At 68.7% G+C, this 19,586-nt stretch carries 15 protein-coding genes; 13 read left to right on the top strand and 2 right to left on the bottom strand.

Features of this window, described 5'->3' with window-relative positions; all coding sequences use genetic code 11:
- Positions 1-6: 6 nt before the first annotated feature.
- From Q0A34_RS10155 to rplS, 12 genes are all read left to right on the top strand, one after another.
- Positions 7-3,696: a hypothetical protein gene (locus Q0A34_RS10155; RefSeq protein WP_291479879.1), complete on the top strand. Its 3,690-nt coding sequence runs from the start codon at positions 7-9 to the stop codon at positions 3,694-3,696.
- 179 nt (positions 3,697-3,875) lie between these two features.
- On the top strand, positions 3,876-5,360 hold the full coding sequence (gene ftsY, locus Q0A34_RS10150) for a signal recognition particle-docking protein FtsY (protein ID WP_291479878.1): 1,485 nt from the start codon (positions 3,876-3,878) through the stop codon (positions 5,358-5,360).
- A gap of 191 nt (positions 5,361-5,551) precedes the next feature.
- On the top strand, positions 5,552-6,967 hold the full coding sequence (locus Q0A34_RS10145) for an ammonium transporter (RefSeq protein ID WP_291479877.1): 1,416 nt from the start codon (positions 5,552-5,554) through the stop codon (positions 6,965-6,967).
- Positions 6,968-7,069: 102 nt separating this feature from the next.
- On the top strand, positions 7,070-8,677 hold the full coding sequence (gene ffh, locus Q0A34_RS10140) for a signal recognition particle protein (protein WP_291479876.1): 1,608 nt from the start codon (positions 7,070-7,072) through the stop codon (positions 8,675-8,677).
- Between the two features lie 210 nt (positions 8,678-8,887).
- The gene (gene rpsP, locus Q0A34_RS10135) at positions 8,888-9,376 is read left to right on the top strand and encodes a 30S ribosomal protein S16 (RefSeq protein WP_291479875.1); all 489 of its coding nucleotides are present in this window, start codon (positions 8,888-8,890) and stop codon (positions 9,374-9,376) included.
- A gap of 389 nt (positions 9,377-9,765) precedes the next feature.
- A complete protein-coding gene (gdhA, locus tag Q0A34_RS10130) occupies positions 9,766-11,109 on the top strand; it encodes an NADP-specific glutamate dehydrogenase (protein WP_291479874.1) in 1,344 nt (447 codons plus the stop codon).
- A 32-nt stretch (positions 11,110-11,141) separates the two neighbouring features.
- Complete coding sequence (gene rimM, locus Q0A34_RS10125; protein ID WP_291479873.1) at positions 11,142-11,735, top strand: ribosome maturation factor RimM; 594 nt, start codon at positions 11,142-11,144, stop codon at positions 11,733-11,735.
- Between the two features lie 11 nt (positions 11,736-11,746).
- The gene (gene trmD, locus Q0A34_RS10120) at positions 11,747-12,586 is read left to right on the top strand and encodes a tRNA (guanosine(37)-N1)-methyltransferase TrmD (protein WP_291479872.1); all 840 of its coding nucleotides are present in this window, start codon (positions 11,747-11,749) and stop codon (positions 12,584-12,586) included.
- Positions 12,587-12,731: 145 nt separating this feature from the next.
- On the top strand, positions 12,732-13,475 hold the full coding sequence (locus tag Q0A34_RS10115; protein WP_291479871.1) for a hypothetical protein: 744 nt from the start codon (positions 12,732-12,734) through the stop codon (positions 13,473-13,475).
- A 58-nt stretch (positions 13,476-13,533) separates the two neighbouring features.
- Positions 13,534-13,947, top strand: coding sequence for a hypothetical protein (locus Q0A34_RS10110; protein WP_291479870.1), 414 nt, complete (start codon positions 13,534-13,536; stop codon positions 13,945-13,947).
- A complete protein-coding gene (locus Q0A34_RS10105) occupies positions 13,944-16,313 on the top strand; it encodes a Tex family protein (protein ID WP_291479869.1) in 2,370 nt (789 codons plus the stop codon). The genes Q0A34_RS10110 and Q0A34_RS10105 overlap by 4 nt, the downstream gene beginning before the upstream one ends.
- 159 nt (positions 16,314-16,472) lie before the next feature.
- Positions 16,473-16,814 (top strand): 50S ribosomal protein L19, encoded by a 342-nt coding sequence (gene rplS, locus Q0A34_RS10100; RefSeq protein WP_244805169.1) that lies wholly within the window; start codon positions 16,473-16,475, stop codon positions 16,812-16,814.
- Positions 16,815-16,911: 97 nt separating this feature from the next.
- Here the strand turns inward: rplS and Q0A34_RS10095 are convergent, their stop codons facing one another.
- Positions 16,912-17,577 carry a pentapeptide repeat-containing protein gene (locus tag Q0A34_RS10095; RefSeq protein WP_291479868.1) on the bottom strand — a complete coding sequence of 222 codons (666 nt, stop codon included), beginning with the start codon at positions 17,575-17,577 and terminating at the stop codon, positions 16,912-16,914.
- A 308-nt stretch (positions 17,578-17,885) separates the two neighbouring features.
- On the opposite strand from Q0A34_RS10095, the gene Q0A34_RS10090 reads away from it, so the two are divergent.
- Positions 17,886-18,311 carry an alpha/beta hydrolase-fold protein gene (locus Q0A34_RS10090; RefSeq protein WP_291479867.1) on the top strand — a complete coding sequence of 142 codons (426 nt, stop codon included), beginning with the start codon at positions 17,886-17,888 and terminating at the stop codon, positions 18,309-18,311.
- Positions 18,312-18,327: 16 nt separating this feature from the next.
- On the opposite strand, the gene Q0A34_RS10085 is transcribed toward Q0A34_RS10090, so the two are convergent.
- The gene (locus Q0A34_RS10085; protein ID WP_291479866.1) at positions 18,328-19,557 is read right to left on the bottom strand and encodes a site-specific integrase; all 1,230 of its coding nucleotides are present in this window, start codon (positions 19,555-19,557) and stop codon (positions 18,328-18,330) included.
- Between the last annotated feature and the right edge of the window lie 29 nt (positions 19,558-19,586).

Raw genomic sequence — 19,586 nt, 5'->3', positions numbered from 1 at the left:
CTCGACGTGAGCAACACCTCGAGCCCCGCACAGAGCCCCTCACAGGGGCCCATCGCCGACCTGTCCGACAATCTCCTCGCCTGGGCGTCCAGCACGCAGATCGACCTTGCCCGACGCCTGAGCGAACTGAGCGGTGACCCCGCAGTCTTCGTGGACCTCGACATCACCGGAGACGAACTGGAACGCATCACCATATTCTTCGGGGAGTTCCTCTCCCGGCAGGTCCGTGCCGGGGCCGACGAGGACGCCCTGCTGCGGACCTGCCCGGCCCTGACCGCGACCACGCTGCTGTTCCGCGCCGCACGGCTCAACGTCGTCGGGGAGCTCGAGTCCGAGTTCTGGTCCGGCCTGGGCCTGGAGCCGACCCCGGAACGAGTCGCCCTGATCGACTACGCCGAGATCCTGACCCGTGCCGGCCTCGACCCCATGGACGCCGCGGCCGCCGGCTCCGACGGCGACAAGGGACGGCTCTTCGCCCACGTCGGCATCGCCACCGACTGGGTCCCGGAGCTCATCGAGCTCATCGACACCCGCCGGCTCGCCGACGACGCCCTGCCCACCCCCGCAGAGGAGGCGGCCGCGGTGGTGGCGATCCTCGCCGAGGAGTCTCTCCAGGCAGGGCCCCTGTGCGCCGCACTGCCGGACCTGGCGGTCCGGCTGATCACCCCTGTGGTGAGGGTCGTCCAGCTCGCCGCCGAACACCCCGACCACTGGGTCAACACCCTGGCAGACGCCGGCGAGGAGGCACGCGTGGTGCCCCTGGTGCTCGAGGACGTCATCGAGGAACTGCGTGAACGTCCCGCCGGGACGACGGCACGGCGCCACCGCGTGGGGGTGGGCACCCGTGAGGACCGTCCGCGTCTGGCCCTCGACCTCGCCCGTCAGCGCGTCGTCCTGCGCCTCCCCGAACAGCCCCTGGAGACCGTCCGCGGTGCCGGGGACGCCGACGGAGGGGGCGACGGCGCAGGGGTCACAGGGTCCACGGGGGTAACAGGCACCTCCGGCGGCACGGAGAACGACGCCGCAGCGGGAGAGGTCCGCTGGCACGTCGACGTCGACGGCCGACCCGCCGGCTTCCGCACCCGCCGTTCCGACGCGCCGGGCCGTCCGGTCACCGAGACCCTTGACCTGCCTGTCCGCCGCCCGGTCCGCGAGATCGGCGTGCGTGACCTCACCCACGGAGAGTCCTGGGTGCTGCCTGTGGTCGACGACGCCGACCCGGTCATGGTCTTCACCCGTCGCGGCAAGGAACTCACCGACCGTGTGTCCCTGCACCACTCACGCGTGCTCGTCGTCTGCCCTCAGGACTCCACGGCCGTGGACCCGGTCGCCGACCGGGAACTGCCGGTGCTGGGGGAGTGGCCGGTCAAGGCGTGGGACGGGTGGGTCATCCGCGACCTCGATCTCTCGGACGCCACGTCCCTGCACGTCGACCGCCCCGGCGTGGCACGTCCGCCGATGGGGACGGTGCGTTGTGTCGACGCCCGTCAGCGTGTGTGGTTCCGTGAGCCGGAGGACGTCCTGCCGGCGATCCGGACCCTCGGCGGACTGCCCGTGCACGCCTCGAGCCTGCAGGCGGTCTTCCCCCCGACGGTGTCAGGGGCGCCGGAGATCTGGTTCCTCTCGGTGAGTTCCTGGGCCGGGCCCGACGAGACCGGGGAGGAGGTCACCGAGGAGGAGCCGCTGGAGGTCCCCGCCGAAGGCGGGATGTTCGACGTCTTCGACCCGGAGGCATACGAGACCCCCTGGGTCGGCGAGTACCTCGTCCGCCTGCGCGGGCCGCGTAACGAGTCCTTCCGCCACGAGTTCGCCATCGTCGAGGGCCTCGACATCGAGGCCCCGGCGGGCCCACGGCTCGGCCTGGCGGCCGGCCTGACCCCGGTGACCGTGTCGCTGTTCCCCGGCGACAAGGAGCTCTATATCCCGAAGTCGGTGGACATCACCGCGGAGGAGAAGTCCGTCCAGGTCATCGCAGAGACCGACGCCGGAGACGCCCTGCCCCTCGTCGTGGAACCGCCCCGCCTGCGCTTCCAGCTGCCGCTCGTCGGGGAGGACCCGATGTGGCGGACCGAGGCGCTCACCGCCCCGGCAGTGGAGATCAACTCCGCCGCACGGTTCCGGATCCGCCCGGGCCTCCCGGTCGAGTCGCCGCGGCTGGTCATCCGTGACCGTCACGGCGCCCCTGTCCGCACCCTGCGGCTGGGCACCGTCGACCAGGTGACCTGGTCGGTGTCGCTGTCCTCGGTGAAGGCCTCGCTGCCCCAGCTGACCGAGGGATCCTGTGAGCTGGAGTTCATCGCCGACGGACGCAGCCACAGCGTGCGACTGGTCACCATGCGGCCCGCGGAGAAACGCACACTGACCTACACGGCCCCGGCCGGCACCGGCGGGCCCGCCACACTGACCGTCGAGCCACGGACCGACTCGCCGGCGTGGGTGTGGCCGTTGACCGCACCGTGGATGTCCGCCCGCGTGCTGTCCTTCAGCGCGGGCGTCGCGGAGCTGCCGCCGGAGTTCACCGACGCCGGCCCACTGAGCGTCCAGTTCCACAACCGTGACCGGTTCAGCCCGCTGCACCCGGCCGCCTCGCCCGGACCCGGCGCCTTGCGTGTGGACGTCCCCGGTCACGCCCGTCCCGACGACGGCGGCCCGTGGACCCAGCTGGCCGCCTACCTCGCCGGCGACTCCGAGGAACTTCCCGAGGACACCGACGTCCTCACCGTCCTGTGGGACGTGCTCGCCGGGTGGCTGACCGGGGAGGCCACCGCAGACGCCGGTGCCGCGATGCACGCCGCACTGGCGCGCCACCCGCGCGAGGCCCTGCGGGCGATGTCCCGTTCGCTGGTCCCGTCCACCGACCGGCCCGCCCAGTTCATCCTGTCCGGCCTGGTGCACGCCTCGCTGCGCTCGACCACGCCGGACCCGCGGCCGGGAGTCGCCTGGATCGCCGCACTGGAGATCCTCGGCGAGCTCGCCGCCACGGACGACGACGACACCGCCGCGCGCCGCGAGATCGGCCGGCGGCTCTCCTCCATCGGCGGGGCACCGCTGTCCCAGACCGTGGAGACCGGGCGCGACGCCACCCTGGAGACCAGTTGCATCGACGCGACCACGGTGCAGATCGCACAGCTCTCGCCGGAGCAGCAGGAGGCGGTGCTGAGCACCTTCTTCGCCGGATCGCAGGTGGTCCCCGGGGCGCTGTCGGAGGAGAACTCGCGGCTGATCGCGGTCTTCGAGACGTTCCGGCACCGTGAGGAGCTCGGCCAGGTGCTCGCCGACCCGGGGCTTCTGCGCGTGGCACTGGCACTGCTGCGGCGAATCCGGCAGACCAACCGCCAGCTGTACACGTCCGCCCGGGTGCGTTTCGACAAGCTCGACAACGTCGACACCGACAACCCGGACAACCGGTGGGCACTGACGCCGGTGATCAGCATGATCCTGGCGATCGCCGCCCGGATGCACGCACACGGGCGCCTCGGGTCCACCGGGCAGCTCTCCTCGGCGTACCCGGGCTGGGCGGAGATCGCCCGCATCGTCCCGGACCTGGTCACCGGGGACCTCGTGGCCGCGGATGCGATGGTGCTCGGCGTCTACGGACCCGACGAAGTGGACGACGAGGCGGATGGCGGGGCCGTCGATGCGGCCGCTTCGGAGGCTGCTTCTGAGGCGGCGATCGACTCGGTGATCAGCGAGTAGCGTGGCGGGGCCTTCACGGGTGCTGCCACCTTGACGGCTCAGGTCGCTCTTCGGGTGCCCGGGTGAGCTGAGGACTCCAGACCCGGGACGTTCCCCTGCATCGTGGTGACGGCGGATGCGGAACGTGCAATCACGGCCCTCCGGCACACGGGCGGGACGACATTTGGTTCACTGGTGGCATGGACCCGATTATCTGGATAGTCATAGCCGCCGTCGCGGTCATTGTCATCGTCGCTCTCCTCATCGTCCTCGGCCTGCGCCGGGGAAAGCAGAAGGAGATCTCCTTCGAGAAGAAGACGGAGATCGAGGAGAAGAAGCCGTCGTCCGGGAACTACCAGGCCCAGGGCGGATTCAACTTCAGCGCCGGTACCGCGGCCGGGGTGGAGAAGAAGGAGCCGGAGGTGCTTCCCGGGCAGGACCTGGGGGGAGAGGCCCCGGCCACCCCGCCGGTCCCTGAGCCTTCGCCCGCACCGGAGCCTGTGCGGGAGCCTGAACCGGCCCCTGAGCCTGAGCCTGAGCCTGAGCCCGAGCCAGCTCCTGAACCCGAGGCAGTGGCTGAGCCGGAGCCGGAGCCGGAACCCGAGCCCACACCGGAACCGGAACCGACCCCGGAGACAGAGACAGAGCCCGAACCCGAAGAGGAGCCAGAGCCCACTCCGGAGCCGGAGCCAGAGCCCGAGCTCGAAGAAGAGGCGGAGCCCACTCCGGAGGCGGAGCCGGCCCCGGAACCGGTCGAGGACATCGCCCCGGTGGAGGGCAGGCTGGGCCGACTGCGCGGCAACCTCGCCAAGTCGCAGAACGTCATCGGACGGGGCGTGCTCGGCATCCTCTCAGCCGGCGACCTCGACGAGGACGCCTGGGAGGAAATCGAGGACACCCTGCTCATGGCGGATCTCGGCACCAAGACCACTCTCGCTGTCGTCGAGGACCTGCGTGAGCGCATCACCGCGCAGGGCGTCTCCAGCGAGGCGGAGGCACGGGCCCTGCTGCGGGCCTGCCTGATCGACGCGTGCAAGCCTGACCTCGACCGGTCGATCCACGCCATGCCCTACGAGGGCAAGCCGGCGGTGATCATGGTCGTCGGCGTGAACGGGACAGGGAAGACGACCACCACGGGCAAGCTCTCACGTGTGCTCGTCGGCATGGGGCACTCGGTCCTCCTCGGCGCCGCGGACACCTTCCGTGCGGCTGCGGCGGACCAGCTCGAGACGTGGGGACGCCGGGTCGGCGCGGACACCGTGCGGGGCAAGGAGGGCGCCGACCCGGCGTCCGTCGCCTTCGACGCCGTGGCCAAGGGGGTCGAGGACGGCATCGACGTCGTGCTGGTCGACACCGCCGGGCGCCTGCACACCTCCGTGGGTCTCATGGACCAGCTCGGCAAGGTCAAACGCGTCGTCGAGAAGAAGGCCAAGGTGGACGAGGTCATCCTGGTCCTCGACGCCACTGTCGGGCAGAACGGGCTCGTTCAGGCCCGGATGTTCCGGGAGGTAGTGGACATCTCGGGTGTGGCGTTGACCAAGCTGGACGGGACGGCGAAGGGCGGCATCGTCTTCCAGGTCCAGGAGGAGCTCGGAGTACCGGTGAAGCTCGTCGGACTCGGTGAGGGTGCCGACGACCTGGCGCCCTTCGAGGTGGAGGGGTTCGTCGACGCCCTGCTGGGGTAGTCCTGCGCCACCGGGTGCCTGGGAACCGGGCGCCACCGAAACACCGCCGTAATCTTGCGGCGGTGTTTTTCACGGGTAGGAAATCAAGGGGTGTGAACAGGCGAAACATCGGGGACGTTAACTACTCGGCGTGAGACACCGGCGCGAGGTGCCGGAGACGACCCCACGTAACCCCTGAGGAGTTCCCCGAAATGACACCCGAGGAAATGGCGGCAGCCACAGGCGACTCGGCCTGGATGCTCATGTCCGCTGCGCTGGTGCTGCTGATGACACCGGCCCTGGCACTGTTCTACGGCGGCATGTCCCGGCAGAAGTCCGCCCTGAACATGATGATGATGTCCTTCGGCACCCTCGGCCTGATCGGGGTGATCTACGTGCTGTGGGGGTGGTCGATGTCCTACGGGTCCCAGACCGTCGGTGGCCTGTTCTCGAACCCTTTCGAGCTCTTCGGCCTGAAGGACTCCGTCACCGACGCTGACGGGGCCTTCATCGCCGGTGCCCAGGGCTACGCCAACGTCATCGACATCGGGTTCCAGCTGACCTTCGCGGTGATCACCGTGGCGATCATCTCCGGTTCCCTGGCCAACCGCGTGAAGTTCTCCACCTGGATGGTGTTCGCCGGGGTGTGGGCGACCCTCGCCTACTTCCCGATGGCGCACATGGTGTGGGGCGGCGGTCTGCTGTCGGACGGGGAGGACGGTCTGGCTGCCTGGATGTTCGGGACCACCGCCGGGGACGACGGCACGGTGGCCGCGGTCGCCCCGATCGACTTCGCCGGCGGCACCGTCGTGCACATCAACGCCGGGGTGGCGGCCCTGGTGCTGGCGCTGATCATCGGACGGTCCCGGACCTTCATGAAGGAGGGCTCGCGCCCGCACAACCTGCCCCTGGTCATGCTGGGTGCGGCTCTGCTGTGGTTCGGCTGGTTCGGGTTCAACGGCGGCTCCGCGTTCGGCGCGAACGGTGAGGCCGGTCTGGCCTGGCTCAACACCACCGCGGCGACCTGTGCCGCCATGCTCGGCTGGCTGCTGGTGGAACGGGTGCGGGACGGCCACACCACCTCCCTGGGCGCTGCGTCCGGTGTCGTGGCGGGGCTGGTGTCGGTGACACCGGCGGCCGGCGACCTGACCCCGGTCACGGCCATTGTCCTGGGAGCGGTCGGCGGTGCCCTGGCCGCACTCGGTGTGGGCCTGAAGTACCGTTTCCGGTTCGACGACTCGCTGGACGTCGTGGGTGTCCACCTCGTCGCGGGTATCTGGGGCACCATGGGTGTCGGACTGCTGGCCACCGACCGCGGGCTGCTCACCGGTGGCGGGGCGGACGGTCTCCGGCTCTTCATCGTCCAGATCGTCATCGCCCTTGTCGCGGTCGTGTTCTGTGCGGTCGTGACCGCCGTCATCGGGCTGGCTCTGAAGTACACGATGGGCTGGAGGATCTCCGGGGACGACGAGCACGCCGGCATCGACAGCACCCAGCACGCCGAGAGCGCCTACTCCTACACCGACGACAATGACCAGGAGTTCGAGGAGGTCGCCGACTTCGACTCCGCGCAGGGCGACGCCCAGCGTGCCACGGAACGGGCCGACCGGGCGCACCAGAAGCACTGACGCCGCGGAATCGCGACGGGCGACGTCCGGTAGTAGGCAGGTCCGGGTGCACCGGGTACGGTGGTGGGGTCAGAAGTCATTGCGTGAGGGAGATTTACCACTGTGTTTGAGTCCTTGTCCGACCGCTTGTCCGGTGCCCTCAAGGGCCTGCGCGGGAAGGGGCGGCTGACCGAGGCGGACATCAACGCCACCGCCCGTGAGATCCGTCTGGCCCTGCTCGAGGCCGACGTCTCCCTCCCGGTCGTCCGCGCCTTCATCAAGCGGATCAAGGAACGGGCCAACGGTGTCGTCGTCTCGGAGGCTCTCAACCCTGCCCAGCAGGTCATCAAGATCGTCAACGAGGAGCTGCAGGGAATCCTCGGCGGTGAGACACGCCGGCTGAATCTGGCGAAGAACCCGCCGACGGTGATCATGCTCGCCGGCCTCCAGGGCGCGGGTAAGACCACGCTGGCAGGAAAGCTCGCCAAGCACCTGGCCAAGCAGGGGCACACCCCGATGCTCGTCGCCTGTGACCTGCAGCGGCCCGGCGCCGTGCAGCAGCTGCAGATCGTCGGCGAACGTGCCGAGGTGCCGACCTTCGCCCCGGACCCGGGAACCTCGTTGGACTCCCTGGACCACGAGATGGGCACCAGCCACGGTGATCCCGTCGCCGTCGCGCAGGCCGGTATCGAGGAAGCCCGACGCACCAAGCACGACGTGGTCATCATCGACACCGCCGGCCGTCTCGGCATCGACGAGACGCTCATGACCCAGGCGCGGGACATCCGGGACGCGGTCAACCCGGACGAGGTGCTGTTCGTCATCGACTCGATGATCGGCCAGGACGCCGTCACGACCGCCGAGGCGTTCCGCGACGGCGTGGACTTCACCGGTGTGGTGCTCACCAAGCTCGACGGTGACGCCCGTGGTGGTGCCGCCCTGTCGATTCGTGAGGTCACCGGGAAGCCGATCCTTTTCGCCTCCACCGGTGAGAAGCTCGGGGACTTCGACGTCTTCCACCCGGACCGGATGGCCAACCGGATCCTGGGCATGGGCGACGTGCTCAGCCTGATCGAACAGGCCGAGCAGGTCATGGACCAGAAGAAGGCGGAGGACTCGGCGGCCAGGATGGCCTCCGGTGAACTCACGCTGGAGGACTTCCTCGACCAGATGCTGATGATCCGCCGGATGGGGCCGTTGGGCAACGTGCTCAAGATGCTGCCCGGCGGCAAGCAGATGAACGACATGGCGGACATGGTCGACGAGAAGCAGCTCGACCGTATCCAGGCGATCATCCGGGGCATGACCCCGGAGGAGCGCGCGAACCCGAACATCCTGAACGCCTCGCGGCGTAAGCGGATCGCCGCCGGCTCGGGTGTCACCGTCGCCGACATCAACCAGCTGGTGAACCGGTTCCACGAGGCCAAGAAGATGATGGGCAAGATGGCGGGCCAGTTCGGCATGGGCGGTGGGATGGGCCGTTCTGCGACGAAGAAGAAGCCCAAGGGCCGCAAGGGCAAGAACGGCAAGCGCAAGCCCGCGAAGAAGGGGCCGTCGCAGCCGAAGGCGCCGCAGGGCATGCCCGGGATGCCGGGTATGGGCGGTATGCCCGGGATGCCCGGCGGCGGTGGAATGCCGTCGATGGCCGACCTGAAGAAGATGCAGCAGCAGATGCCCGAAGGTTTCGAGAACATCGACATGGACAACCTGGACTTCGGGAAGGGCCGCTGACGTCGCCTGCTGATTTGTCCGTGTGACCTGCCTGCCTGTAGTGTCAAACGGTCTGCGTAACACCGATCGCGACCACGGTCGTCCGGTGGTCACGCGCAGGATAAATCCAAGGGTTGAACCGGCCCGCCGCCGGTGTACTCCACTGACGTGGGGTTCCGGTCGCGGGTGACAGTACTGCCCGGTGACCGTCAACAGGAAAGAGGACCATTCATGGCCGTCAAGATCAAGCTCCAGCGTCTCGGCAAGATCCGTACCCCGCACTACCGCGTGGTCGTCGCCGACGCCCGTACCCGCCGCTCCGGCAAGGTGATCGAGAACATCGGCACCTACGAGCCCAAGGCTGAGCCGTCCGTCATCAAGATCGACTCCGAGCGTGCACGCCACTGGCTGAGCGTCGGCGCACAGCCGACCGAGCCGGTCCTCGCCCTGCTGAAGGTCACCGGTGACTGGCAGGCACACAAGGGCCTCCCGGGCGCCGAGGGCACCCTGAAGCAGCAGCCGGAGAAGGCCTCCAAGCTGGACCTCTTCAACGCCGCCCTGGCAGAGGCCGCTGACGCCCCGACCGCCGAGGCCATCACCGAGAAGAAGCGGAAGGCCAAGGAAGAGGCGGAGGCCAAGGCCGCCGCCGAGGCTGAGGCTGCCGAGAAGGCCGCTGAGAAGGAAGAAGAGAAGGCTGACGAGGCTGCCGAGGCAGAGTAGGTCCGGGTCCGCCGCGTGGTCCGGGTGACCCGGACACCGGCCGCCTGCGCGTTGTAGGGCCGTCGAGGCCCGGACGTGAGCATTCCCCGACGCCGCCCCCACCGTCACTGACGGTGGGGGCGGCGTCGTCATATCTTCGGTTACCCCGGGGGAGATGGTGATGACGATATGCGGGCCAGGGGGTGCCCGTCGGGGGTGGGATGCGAGGGGCGAGCGCGGCGACGCCAGATTTCGCCGGTGTTTCGGCGGTATTTCCTGTGCAGGCCGACCCCGAAATAAAGCAGGTCAGGGGATGTGGCATGGGTCACTGATGTGGCGATCCTGTTAAGTGGACTGTATCCGGCAGGTAAAATATCGCCGGTACAGAAGTTTTCACCGAAGGGAGCACGATGGACGTCGATGCCACAGTCAAGACCTACTACGAGCAGATCCTCCAGAGGAATGCAGGTGAGCCCGAGTTCCACCAGGCGGTCTCCGAGGTCCTCGACAGCCTCACGCACGTGCTGCGCCAGGATCCCCACTACGCGGACATGGGGCTGATCCAGCGTCTCACCGAGCCGGAGCGCCAGATCATCTTTCGGGTCCCGTGGGTCGACGACCAGGGCAACGTCCACGTCAACCGTGGTTTCCGGGTTCAGTTCAACTCCGTGCTCGGCCCGTACAAGGGTGGCCTGCGTTTCCACCCGTCGGTGAACCTGGGCATCATCAAGTTCCTGGGGTTCGAACAGATCTTCAAGAACTCCCTGACCGGCCTGCCCATCGGTGGCGGCAAGGGTGGATCCGACTTCGATCCCAAGGGGCGCAGCGACCTGGAGATCATGCGCTTCTGCCAGTCCTTCATGACCGAGCTCGGTCGCCACATTGGTGACAAGATCGACGTCCCCGCCGGCGACATCGGCGTCGGTGGCCGCGAGATCGGCTACCTCTTCGGCCAGTACCGCCGTATGGTCGGCCGTCACGAGTCCGGCACCCTGACCGGCAAGGGCCTGCAGTGGGGCGGCTCCCTCGTGCGCACGGAGGCCACCGGCTACGGTGCGGTGTACTTCACCCAGGAGATGATGACGGCCCGCGGCGAGCGACTGCACAACGCGAAGGTCATCGTCTCCGGCTCCGGCAACGTGGCGATCTACGCCATCGAGAAGGCCCAGGAGCTCGGTGCCACCGTCGTCGCGTTCTCTGATTCCTCCGGTTACGTCACCACCCCGGACGGTGTGGACGTCGAGCTTCTCAAGGACATCAAGGAGGTCCGTCGCCTCCGCGTCGCCGACTACGCCAAGGAAGCCACCGGCGCCACCTTCCACAAGGGCGGCAACGTCTGGGAGGTCGAGGCGGACGTCGCGCTGCCGTGCGCCACCCAGAACGAACTGGACGGCGAGTCCGCCGAGAAGCTCGCCGACAACGGCGTGAAGTACGTCGCCGAGGGCGCGAACATGCCCTGCACCCACGACGCGATCCGCGTGTTCAGCAAGCGCAAGATCGACTTCGCCCCGGGCAAGGCCGCCAACGCCGGCGGTGTGGCCACCTCCGCACTGGAGATGCAGCAGAACGCCTCGCGTGACTCCTGGTCCTTCGAGTACACCGACAAGCGCCTGCGCGACATCATGGGCAACATCTTCCGGACCACCGCGAAGACCGCCGCGGAGTACGGGATGGAGGGCGACTACGTGGTCGGCGCCAACATCGCCGGTTTCCGCAAGGTCGCCGATGCGATGGCCGCCCAGGGCGTCATCTAGGTCCGGGAGATCGGTGCGGTACTCTGACCTCCATGTCAGGTACTGAACAACTCCAGATCGGCCGGGTCATCAAGCCGCACGGTGTGCGGGGGGAGCTGGTGGTCGAGCCGACCACCGACGACCCTGGGGGACGGTTCGCCGTGGGCACCGTGCTGACCGGCCGGCAGCGGGGGAGGGAGCGCACGCTCACCGTGACGGCGACCCGGCCCCACCAGGGCCGGCTGCTGGTCACGGTGGAAGAGGTGTCGGACCGTACCGAGGCCGACTCGCTGCGCGGGCTGCGGTTCTTCGGCGACCCGGTCGTCGACCCGGGGGAGGACGGGTTCTACGACCACCGGCTCGAAGGGCTCCGCGTCCTGGACTGCGGGCAGGTCGACGAGGACACCGCCAACGCCCGTGCGTACGAGGGCGCCACCCCGGAGCCGGTCGACATCGGCGTGGTCAGCGGGGTGACCCACGGGCCGGCGGGGACGTTGCTCGAGGTCGCGGTCGACGCCGACGCACCGTTGCCGACGGCGGGGTCGACGGTGCTGGTCCCGTTCCGTCACGCCATCGTCCCGATCGTCGACCTGGACAACGGTGCACTGGTGCTGACCCCACCGGAGGGGCTGCTCGAGCTCGGGTAGGATCTTCCACCATGCGTCTGGACGTCATCACCATCTTCCCCGAGTACCTGGACCCCCTGCGACATGCCCTGCTCGGCAGGGCGATTGAGCGGGGTATCCTCGACGTCGCCGTCCACGACCTGCGGTCGTGGACACACGACGTGCACAAGGCGGTGGACGACACCCCCTACGGCGGGGGGCCGGGCATGGTGATGAGGCCGACGGTGTGGGGGCCCGCGCTCGACGACGTCGCCGCGCTCACCGGCCCTGCGGCGGACGGCCTCCGGCTCGACAGCGCCCACCCGCACGTCCCGGGCGCCGAGGTGCCGTCGGACGGTCGGTCGGGTGGGGGAGACGACCGGCCGGTCCTCGTGGTGCCGACACCGGCCGGGCGGCCCTTCACCCAGGAGACCGCCGAGCGCTGGGCGACGGAGGAGCGGCTGGTCTTCGCCTGCGGACGCTACGAGGGCATCGACCAGCGGGTCTTCGAGGACGCCGGGCAACGCTACAGGGTCGAGGAGGTCTCCCTCGGCGACTACGTGCTGATCGGTGGGGAGGTCGCGGTCCTGGTGATGGCGGAGGCTGTGGTGCGGCTGATCCCCGGTGTGCTGGGCAACCGCCGGAGCCATGAGGAGGACTCGTTCCAGGACGGTCTCCTGGAGGGGCCGAGCTACACCAAACCACGCGTCTGGCGGGACCGGGAGGTGCCGGCGGTGCTGCTGTCAGGCAACCACGCGAAGGTGGACCGGTGGCGTCGGGACCAGTCGCTGCTGCGGACCGCGGCGGTGCGTCCGGAGCTGATCGAGGCCCTGGAGCAGGACGGTCTCCTCGACGACCGGGACCGCAGCGTCCTGGAGGCCTCCACGGAGTAGCTTCTCCCCAGGGGTGGTGTTGTCCACAGGCTCCCGGAGTTTCACCGGAGTTCACCGGCAGGGGGCGGGATGTCCGTGGCTACTGTCGGACACCGAGGGTCGGCGAGCTCGCCGGCCACGGGAGTCGTCAAGGGGGAGATTGATCATGCCAGTGACTGAGCCGGTGAACAGTCCGTCGGTCGAGGAGCTCACGGTCTATCCGTTCAACCGGATGGAGCTGAGGATGGCCCAGAGCGGCCTGCGGGGGCGGTCGGCGGCGGAGCGTGCGGCCGTGTCTGAGATGGTGCGTACCCGGGGCGCCGCCTACGCCACCCGTTTCCGCCACGCCTCGGAGTTATCGTGGAGGATGCCCGAGATGTACTGGTCCGCCATCGACGACGGACGGATGACCCTGGAGCACATGGACGCCGTCTGGCGCAGGATGGACCGCCACGCGGGGTTGCAGGCGAGGATCGCGGACCGGGAGGCCGATCGACAGCGGCAGAGTGACCTCGCAGGAAGCGAGTCGGGTCCGGACGGTGACGGCGGTGACGGCGGTGACGGCCCCGGCGGCGTCGGTGGTGGTCCGGACGGGCAGGGCTGCCACGACGCGGCGCCGTGGACGGTGGACGACGCCCCGTGGCGCGCCCGGTTCCCCGACGTGGAGAACGCCTACTGCCCGTCCGCGGACAGTGCGGTGGAGCGTGCGGTGACAGACTGGCTGTTGGCCTGTCCGCACCGGTTGATCACCTCCTCGGGCGCAGGCTCCCTGGTTCCGCGTTCCACTGTGACCATCCACCGGTTACGTGAGGTGGTGGACGCCGCCGTGGACGAGAGCCTCGCCTTCTGGGAGGAGTATGAGCAGCGTGGGCACACGGGCACAGGGGACAGGGCCGGGGACCCGTTCTAGGGTCACCTGCCCTGCATGGTGCACCGGCCCGGGCCCGTGCGCGGGTAGCGTGGCGACCATGATCAACCGTCACCGTGCCCGGACCACCTTCACCGACATGAACGTCCTGGTGCGTCCCGACCACACCGACCTCCTCGCCGGGAGGATCAGGTCCGCCCTGGACAGCCGGGGTGCCACAGGTGTCGCCGTGGAGCTGGTCAGCGTGGAGTCGTCGTGCGAACCGGACAACATGCTCATCGCCGAGTACCAGCAGCGCTTCGACATGCCGCCGGTCGGGGAGCAGGTCCACCGGCTGACGGTCAGTGCCGACTGGACGGGGACCGCGCCCGGCAGTGTCCCCGGCAGTGTCCCCGGCAGCGTCCCCGGCGTCACGGATGTCACCCGGATCATCGCCGGGTGCCTGCCGGTGGCGCCGGACGGGTCGCCCGGACTCTGGTTCGGGCAGTCGACCGCGCTACCATCGTCGGAATGAGCGTCCGACACACCGCAGGAAACAGCGACCCAACGATCATCACGGCACTCGCCAGGGAACTCGGGGTCAGCGAGTCCCAGGTCCGGGCGACCGTCGGACTGCTGGACGAGGGGAACACGGTGCCCTTCATCGCCCGCTACCGCAAGGAGGTCACCGGAGGGCTCGACGACTCGCAGCTGCGGACCCTGGAGACCCGCCTGCGCTACATGCGCGAACTGGCGGAGCGCAAGGAGACCGTGCTGGCCGCGATCGACGAGCAGGGAAAGCTCACCGACGACCTCCGCGACCTGATCCTGGGCTGTGAGACCAAGGCGCGACTGGAGGACCTGTACCTGCCGTTCAAGTCCACCCGCCGGACCAAGGCCACCATCGCCCGTGAGGCGGGGCTGGAACCTCTCGTCGAACAACTGCTCGGGGAGTGCACCACCGATCCCGCCGAGCTGGCGGCCGGTTTCGTCACCGAGGGTTTCGACGACCCCAAGGCTGTTCTGACGGGCGCCCGGGCGATCGTGCTCGAGGAGATCGCCACCGACGCGGACCTGGTCGGGGAGGTCCGCGAGAGGTTCTACACCACCGGGTCGATGACCGCCGGTGTGGTCGCCGGCAAGGAGAACACTCCGGAGGCGCAGAAGTACCGCGACTACTTCGAGTTCTCCGAACCGTTCACCGCACTGCCCAGCCACCGGACACTGGCGCTGCTGCGCGGTGAGTCCGAGGGCGTCCTGCAGCTGACACTGGACGCCGGCGACGACGAGATCTACCAGGGCATGATCGCCCTGGCCCGTGGCCTGGAACCCAGGGGGGACGCGGCGGACAGGTTCCGCGCGGAGTGTGCACGGTTCGGGTGGCGCACCAAACTCCAGGTGTCCTCGGGGGTGGACGTTCGTATGCGGCTCAAGGAACGCGCGGACGAGGCGGCCGTGGAGGTGTTCTCACGTAATCTGCGTGACCTGCTCCTGGCTGCACCGGCCGGGCAGCGGGCGACCCTGGGGCTGGACCCCGGGTACGCCCACGGCGTGAAGTGCGCCGTCATCGACCAGACCGGCAAGGTGCTCGACACCGCTGTGGTGTACCCGCACAAGCCGCAGAACCGGTGGGACGCGGCGACGTCGTCACTGGCCACCCTGTGCGCCCGCCACAACGTGGAACTGCTGGCCGTCGGTAACGGCACGGCGTCCCGGGAGACCGAGAAGCTCGCCCGGGAGGTCGCCGGGACCGTCGCCACGGCGACCGGTGCCCGTCCGACGCCGGTGATGGTCAGCGAGTCCGGTGCGTCGGTGTACTCGGCCTCGGAGCTCGCCGCCGAGGAGTTCCCGGAGATGGACGTGGCCCTGCGTGGTGCGGTGTCGATCGCGCGGCGGCTGCAGGACCCCCTGGCCGAGCTGGTGAAGATCGACCCGAAGTCCATCGGTGTGGGCCAGTACCAGCATGACGTGAACCAGGCCCTGCTCGCCTCGGGTCTGGACTCCGTGGTGGAGGACGCCGTGAACTCTGTGGGTGTGGACGTCAACACCGCCTCGGCGCCGTTGCTGCGCAGGGTGGCCGGGGTGAACGCCACTCTCGCCGAGAACATCGTCAGGCACCGTGAGGACAACGGGGCCTTCTCCACCCGTCGTCAACTCAAGGACGTCGCGCGGCTGGGGCCGAAGGCCTACCAGCAGTGCGCGGGGTTCCTGCGGATCCACGGTGCGGCCGACCCGCTGGACGCCTCGGCGGTCCACCCCGAGGCCTACCCGCTGGTGCGGCGCATCGTCGAGGCCACCGGGGTGCCGGTCTCCGAGCTCGTCGGGAACACCGCGGTGCTCGGCCGACTCAACCCCCGCGACTTCGCCGACGACACCTTCGGTCTGCCGACGGTGACCGACGTGATCGCCGAGCTCGACAAGCCCGGACGTGACCCCCGTCCGGAGTTCCGTACCGCCACTCTGACCGACGGTGTCGAGAAGGTCTCTGACCTGACTCCCGGAATGGTGCTGGAGGGCACGGTGACCAACGTCGCCGCATTCGGCGCCTTCGTCGACCTGGGTGTGCACCAGGACGGTCTGGTCCACGTCTCGGCGATGTCGGACTCCTTCGTCTCCGACCCGCACGATGTCGTCAGTTCGGGCCAGGTGGTGAAGGTGAAGGTCATGGAGGTTGACGTGGACCGTCAGCGTATCGGTCTGAGTCTGCGTCTCCGGGACGAGCCTGGGGAGCCTGCCCGGAAGAAGTCCGGTGGTGGTAAGCGTCGACCCGCACCGAAGGGGGACGGGAAGGGTTCCCCGGCAGGACGGGGCAGACGTGGCCGCGACGACGGTGGCCGGACACCGGACCGGGCGGCCGGGTCGATGGCCGACGCGCTCAAGCGGGCCGGGTTTGGCCGCTGATCGTCCGAGCTGGCATAATGAGCGGGTTGCGTAAACCCTTCCCCGGTCCCGGGGTGGGGGTGGACGCCAAAATTCAATGGTGTGGGCATGAACGCGCACCGCTCGTCTGAGCAGGTCGTGGGTCCTCTGTCCGATCGAAGACACAGCAAGGAAACTAACATGCACTATCTCGACAAGGTCGACGCCGCACAGCTGCGCAGCGACATCCCCGACTTCCGTCCCGGCGACACCCTGGACGTCCACGTCAAGGTCATCGAGGGCACCAAGAGCCGTGTCCAGGTGTTCCGTGGCGTCGTCATCCGTCGTCAGAACTCCGGTATCCGTGAGACCTTCACGATCCGCAAGGTTTCCTTCGGCGTCGGCGTGGAGCGTACCTTCCCGGTCCACTCCCCGAACATCGATCACATCGACGTCCTGACCCGCGGTAAGGTCCGTCGTGCGAAGCTGTACTACCTGCGCGACCTGCGCGGCAAGGCAGCGAAGATCAAGGAGAAGCGCTAGGCTTCCGGCCCTCACGGGCACAAGGAACAGGCCCTGGCCTGCACACCGCCCCTCAAGGGGCGGTCCCTGCAGGGCAGGGTCTTTTTCCTGTGGACCGTCAGTCCACGACCGTCACGCCGAGGTGCCTGGCGAAGAGAGGGGCGAGGTCGACGGCCTGGGTCGTCGAGATGGCGGCACCGCGCATCGTCTCCACACCGCTGACCCCGGCAAGTTCCAGTCCGCGGAGGTCGACGTCGCCCAGTACAGCGTGGTCGAGGCGCAGCGTCTGCACGGTGCAGTTGTCGAAGGCGACGCGGTCGGCCCTGGCGTCGGTGAGGTCCAGTTCGTCGATCGTGCACCCGGAGAAGCTCACGTCCCGTAACCGGGCAGAGCGCAGGTTGACGAACATCAGTCTGCTGTCGCGGACCTGCACGGCGCGCAGGTCGGCGTCGCAGAGCTCAGCCGCACCCAGGCGTGAGTCGGTGAGGTGCACGTCGCTCCAGCCGCTCCGCGCGGCTGACAGTGACGGTGCGGTCAACCGCTCGAACCGGCTCTCACTGAACCGTGTCGCCCGGAGCCGGGCCTCGCCGGCCTGGACGTCCCGGAACTCGCAGTCGACGAAGTCGGCACCGGTCAGGTCCCGTTCGCCGAGGTCGGTGCCGGTGAAGCGCAGGGCCTCGTAGTGGTCGGTGCCGTGGAGGTCGTCCTCCGTGGCGTCGGTGAGTTCAGGCAGGCGCACCGCGGTGAGCCTCGGTGCCGTGATTCTTCTGCCTCTGGCGGGCACGTCGTCCTCCTGGTGCTGCCGGGGACCGGTCCGGTGCCCCGTCGCGTGATGTCGGGTTGTGTCGGGCGGTGTCAGGGTACGCGGCGCCGTCCGATGTGTCGAAAGCCACATACCGGAGGGGGTGTCGATGTATCTTTCCGTTATGACGTCGTCACCTGGGGGGGATCACCCGAACAGTCCTGTCCGCTGTCACTGCCGCCGCTGCGGCGGCGCTGCTCGCCGGTGTGCCCGGTGCCGCGGCCGACACCCCCGGCTCCTGCCGCCACCACACCGGGGTCTCGGTGACGTGTCAGGTCTGGTCGGAGGCCATGCAGAAGGAGGTTCCCGTGGTGGTCAAGCCGGCGCTCACCCCGGGGACCGACAAGGTCGTGCAGTTCCTCGACGGCATCGACGGCGGCGACGGGTGGAGTGCCCGCGCGCTGGACCATGTCGCCGCGGACGACGCGACCGTCGTCTTCCCGGCTGCCGAACCACGGTCCTTCTGGGTCGACTGGGACTCCGCCACGCCCGACGGCGCTGTTCTGAAGTACGAGACCTTCCTCACCACGGAACTGCCGGACTACCTCGAGTCCGAGTTCGGTGTGCCGGACGGGGGACGGGGACGCACCGGTGTGGTGGGGCTGAGCATGGGGGCGTACTCGGCGGTGAACCTGGCGTCGAAACACCCCGGCATGTACCGGTCCGTCCTGGCGCTGAGCGGGTTCTACAACAAACCGCTACTGATAGGCGCCTGACCGCGCTTGACCAGCGTCAGGAGCCCTCCACCACCCGCAGTGCGGGGGCGTCATCCCGCAATGCTCCCGCAAGAGCATTCAGCGACGCCCGGGCAGCGGCACCTGCACTTGGCAGGAAGTGAGCGTAGGTCTGGTTCGTCGTTTGCACCGAGTCGCCGATGAAGGCGGCGACCGTCGTCACCGGCTCTCCGGCCGCCAGCATGCTCGACGCGTACAGATGTCGGAGACCATGGAACCGGGTCTGCGACGAAGGAACGTCCAGGAGCCGTGCCACGAGCCGCATGTACCGCGTCAGGGAAGCAGTAGACGTGCCGCCACCCTTCGCGCCGGGAACGACAGGATCCTCGGGGAGAGGGGCGATGTCGGCCTTCCAGTTGGCGAGTTCGCGCGCCATCAGGGTCGACAGCGGGACCTGTCGGTAGGACCGCTTCGTCTTCAGCCCGACGGGCGTCTGCGCGTTCACCGTCCGCTGCTCGACGACGGTCAGCATCTTGGCGTCCAGGTCCACGTCCCGCCATCGAAGGCCGGAGATCTCCCCGACCCGGAGGCCGGTGTCCGCGCCCAGGCGTATGGTCATCGCCAGCCACGGGGAGGGGCGGAGTGACTTCTGGTCGTAGATCGGCTTCTTGAACGTGCCGCCGGCTTCGGCTGCGGCACACATCCGACGGACCAGCTCGGGGCTGGGGACCGCCCGGGGCTCAACCCTGGGGTCGGGCATCTCGGTCTTCTTGAGCGACGAGGGGATGGGGGACCGCTCGATCATCCTGTCCTCCTCGGCCCGGGCGAAGAGCCCCTTAAGGTGCCCCAGGGCAAGCCTCGCGGTGGAGTCCGCCAGGGGCCTGCCGTTCGCCCACGGCCTGCCGGTGCGGATCTGCCGGAACCACTCCTTCACGTGCGAGGTTCGCACGGCGCCGATCGGCATGTCACACAAGTCGCCGAGATTCTTGTAGAACGTCGTCCGCACCTTCTTGGTCCCGTCGGTGCGCGCCATATCCACCCACTCGAGCGTGAGCTCGCCGACAGTGACCCGCTTATCAGCAGGATCGACCCAGACACCCCGCGCGATCTTGGAGCGCTGATCCGCGTCGAAATCTTTCGCCGCTTTCTCCGGCTGGTCGTACTCGTCGTAGGTGAAAGTCTTGCTCCGTTCCTTCGCCCCGGGATAGGGACGGTATCGAACCACCCACTTGGGACGCTGTCCCTTCTTGAGCTTCACTCCTGTCGGCGGGCGTCGCTGAACACTCATGCTAGAATTCTCCTGTCTGACGTGCGTAT

Origin of the sequence: Corynebacterium sp. (assembly GCF_022712195.1) — a bacterium.
Lineage (GTDB): Bacteria > Actinomycetota > Actinomycetes > Mycobacteriales > Mycobacteriaceae > Corynebacterium.
This window is presented reverse-complemented; position numbering and strand designations above follow the sequence as displayed.

Excerpts from the sequence above, each read along its gene's own strand:
- Q0A34_RS10105 (WP_291479869.1), top strand. The coding sequence starts at position 13,944 with ATGAGCGTCCGACACACCGCAGGAAACAGCGACCCAACGATCATCACG.
- ftsY (WP_291479878.1), top strand. The coding sequence starts at position 3,876 with ATGGACCCGATTATCTGGATAGTCATAGCCGCCGTCGCGGTCATTGTC.
- Q0A34_RS10110 (WP_291479870.1), top strand. The coding sequence starts at position 13,534 with ATGATCAACCGTCACCGTGCCCGGACCACCTTCACCGACATGAACGTC.
- Q0A34_RS10090 (WP_291479867.1), top strand. The coding sequence starts at position 17,886 with ATGCAGAAGGAGGTTCCCGTGGTGGTCAAGCCGGCGCTCACCCCGGGG.
- rpsP (WP_291479875.1), top strand. The coding sequence starts at position 8,888 with ATGGCCGTCAAGATCAAGCTCCAGCGTCTCGGCAAGATCCGTACCCCG.
- rimM (WP_291479873.1), top strand. The coding sequence starts at position 11,142 with ATGTCAGGTACTGAACAACTCCAGATCGGCCGGGTCATCAAGCCGCAC.
- Q0A34_RS10085 (WP_291479866.1), bottom strand. The coding sequence starts at position 19,557 with ATGAGTGTTCAGCGACGCCCGCCGACAGGAGTGAAGCTCAAGAAGGGA.
- Q0A34_RS10145 (WP_291479877.1), top strand. The coding sequence starts at position 5,552 with ATGACACCCGAGGAAATGGCGGCAGCCACAGGCGACTCGGCCTGGATG.
- gdhA (WP_291479874.1), top strand. The coding sequence starts at position 9,766 with ATGGACGTCGATGCCACAGTCAAGACCTACTACGAGCAGATCCTCCAG.
- trmD (WP_291479872.1), top strand. The coding sequence starts at position 11,747 with ATGCGTCTGGACGTCATCACCATCTTCCCCGAGTACCTGGACCCCCTG.
- Q0A34_RS10115 (WP_291479871.1), top strand. The coding sequence starts at position 12,732 with ATGCCAGTGACTGAGCCGGTGAACAGTCCGTCGGTCGAGGAGCTCACG.
- rplS (WP_244805169.1), top strand. The coding sequence starts at position 16,473 with ATGCACTATCTCGACAAGGTCGACGCCGCACAGCTGCGCAGCGACATC.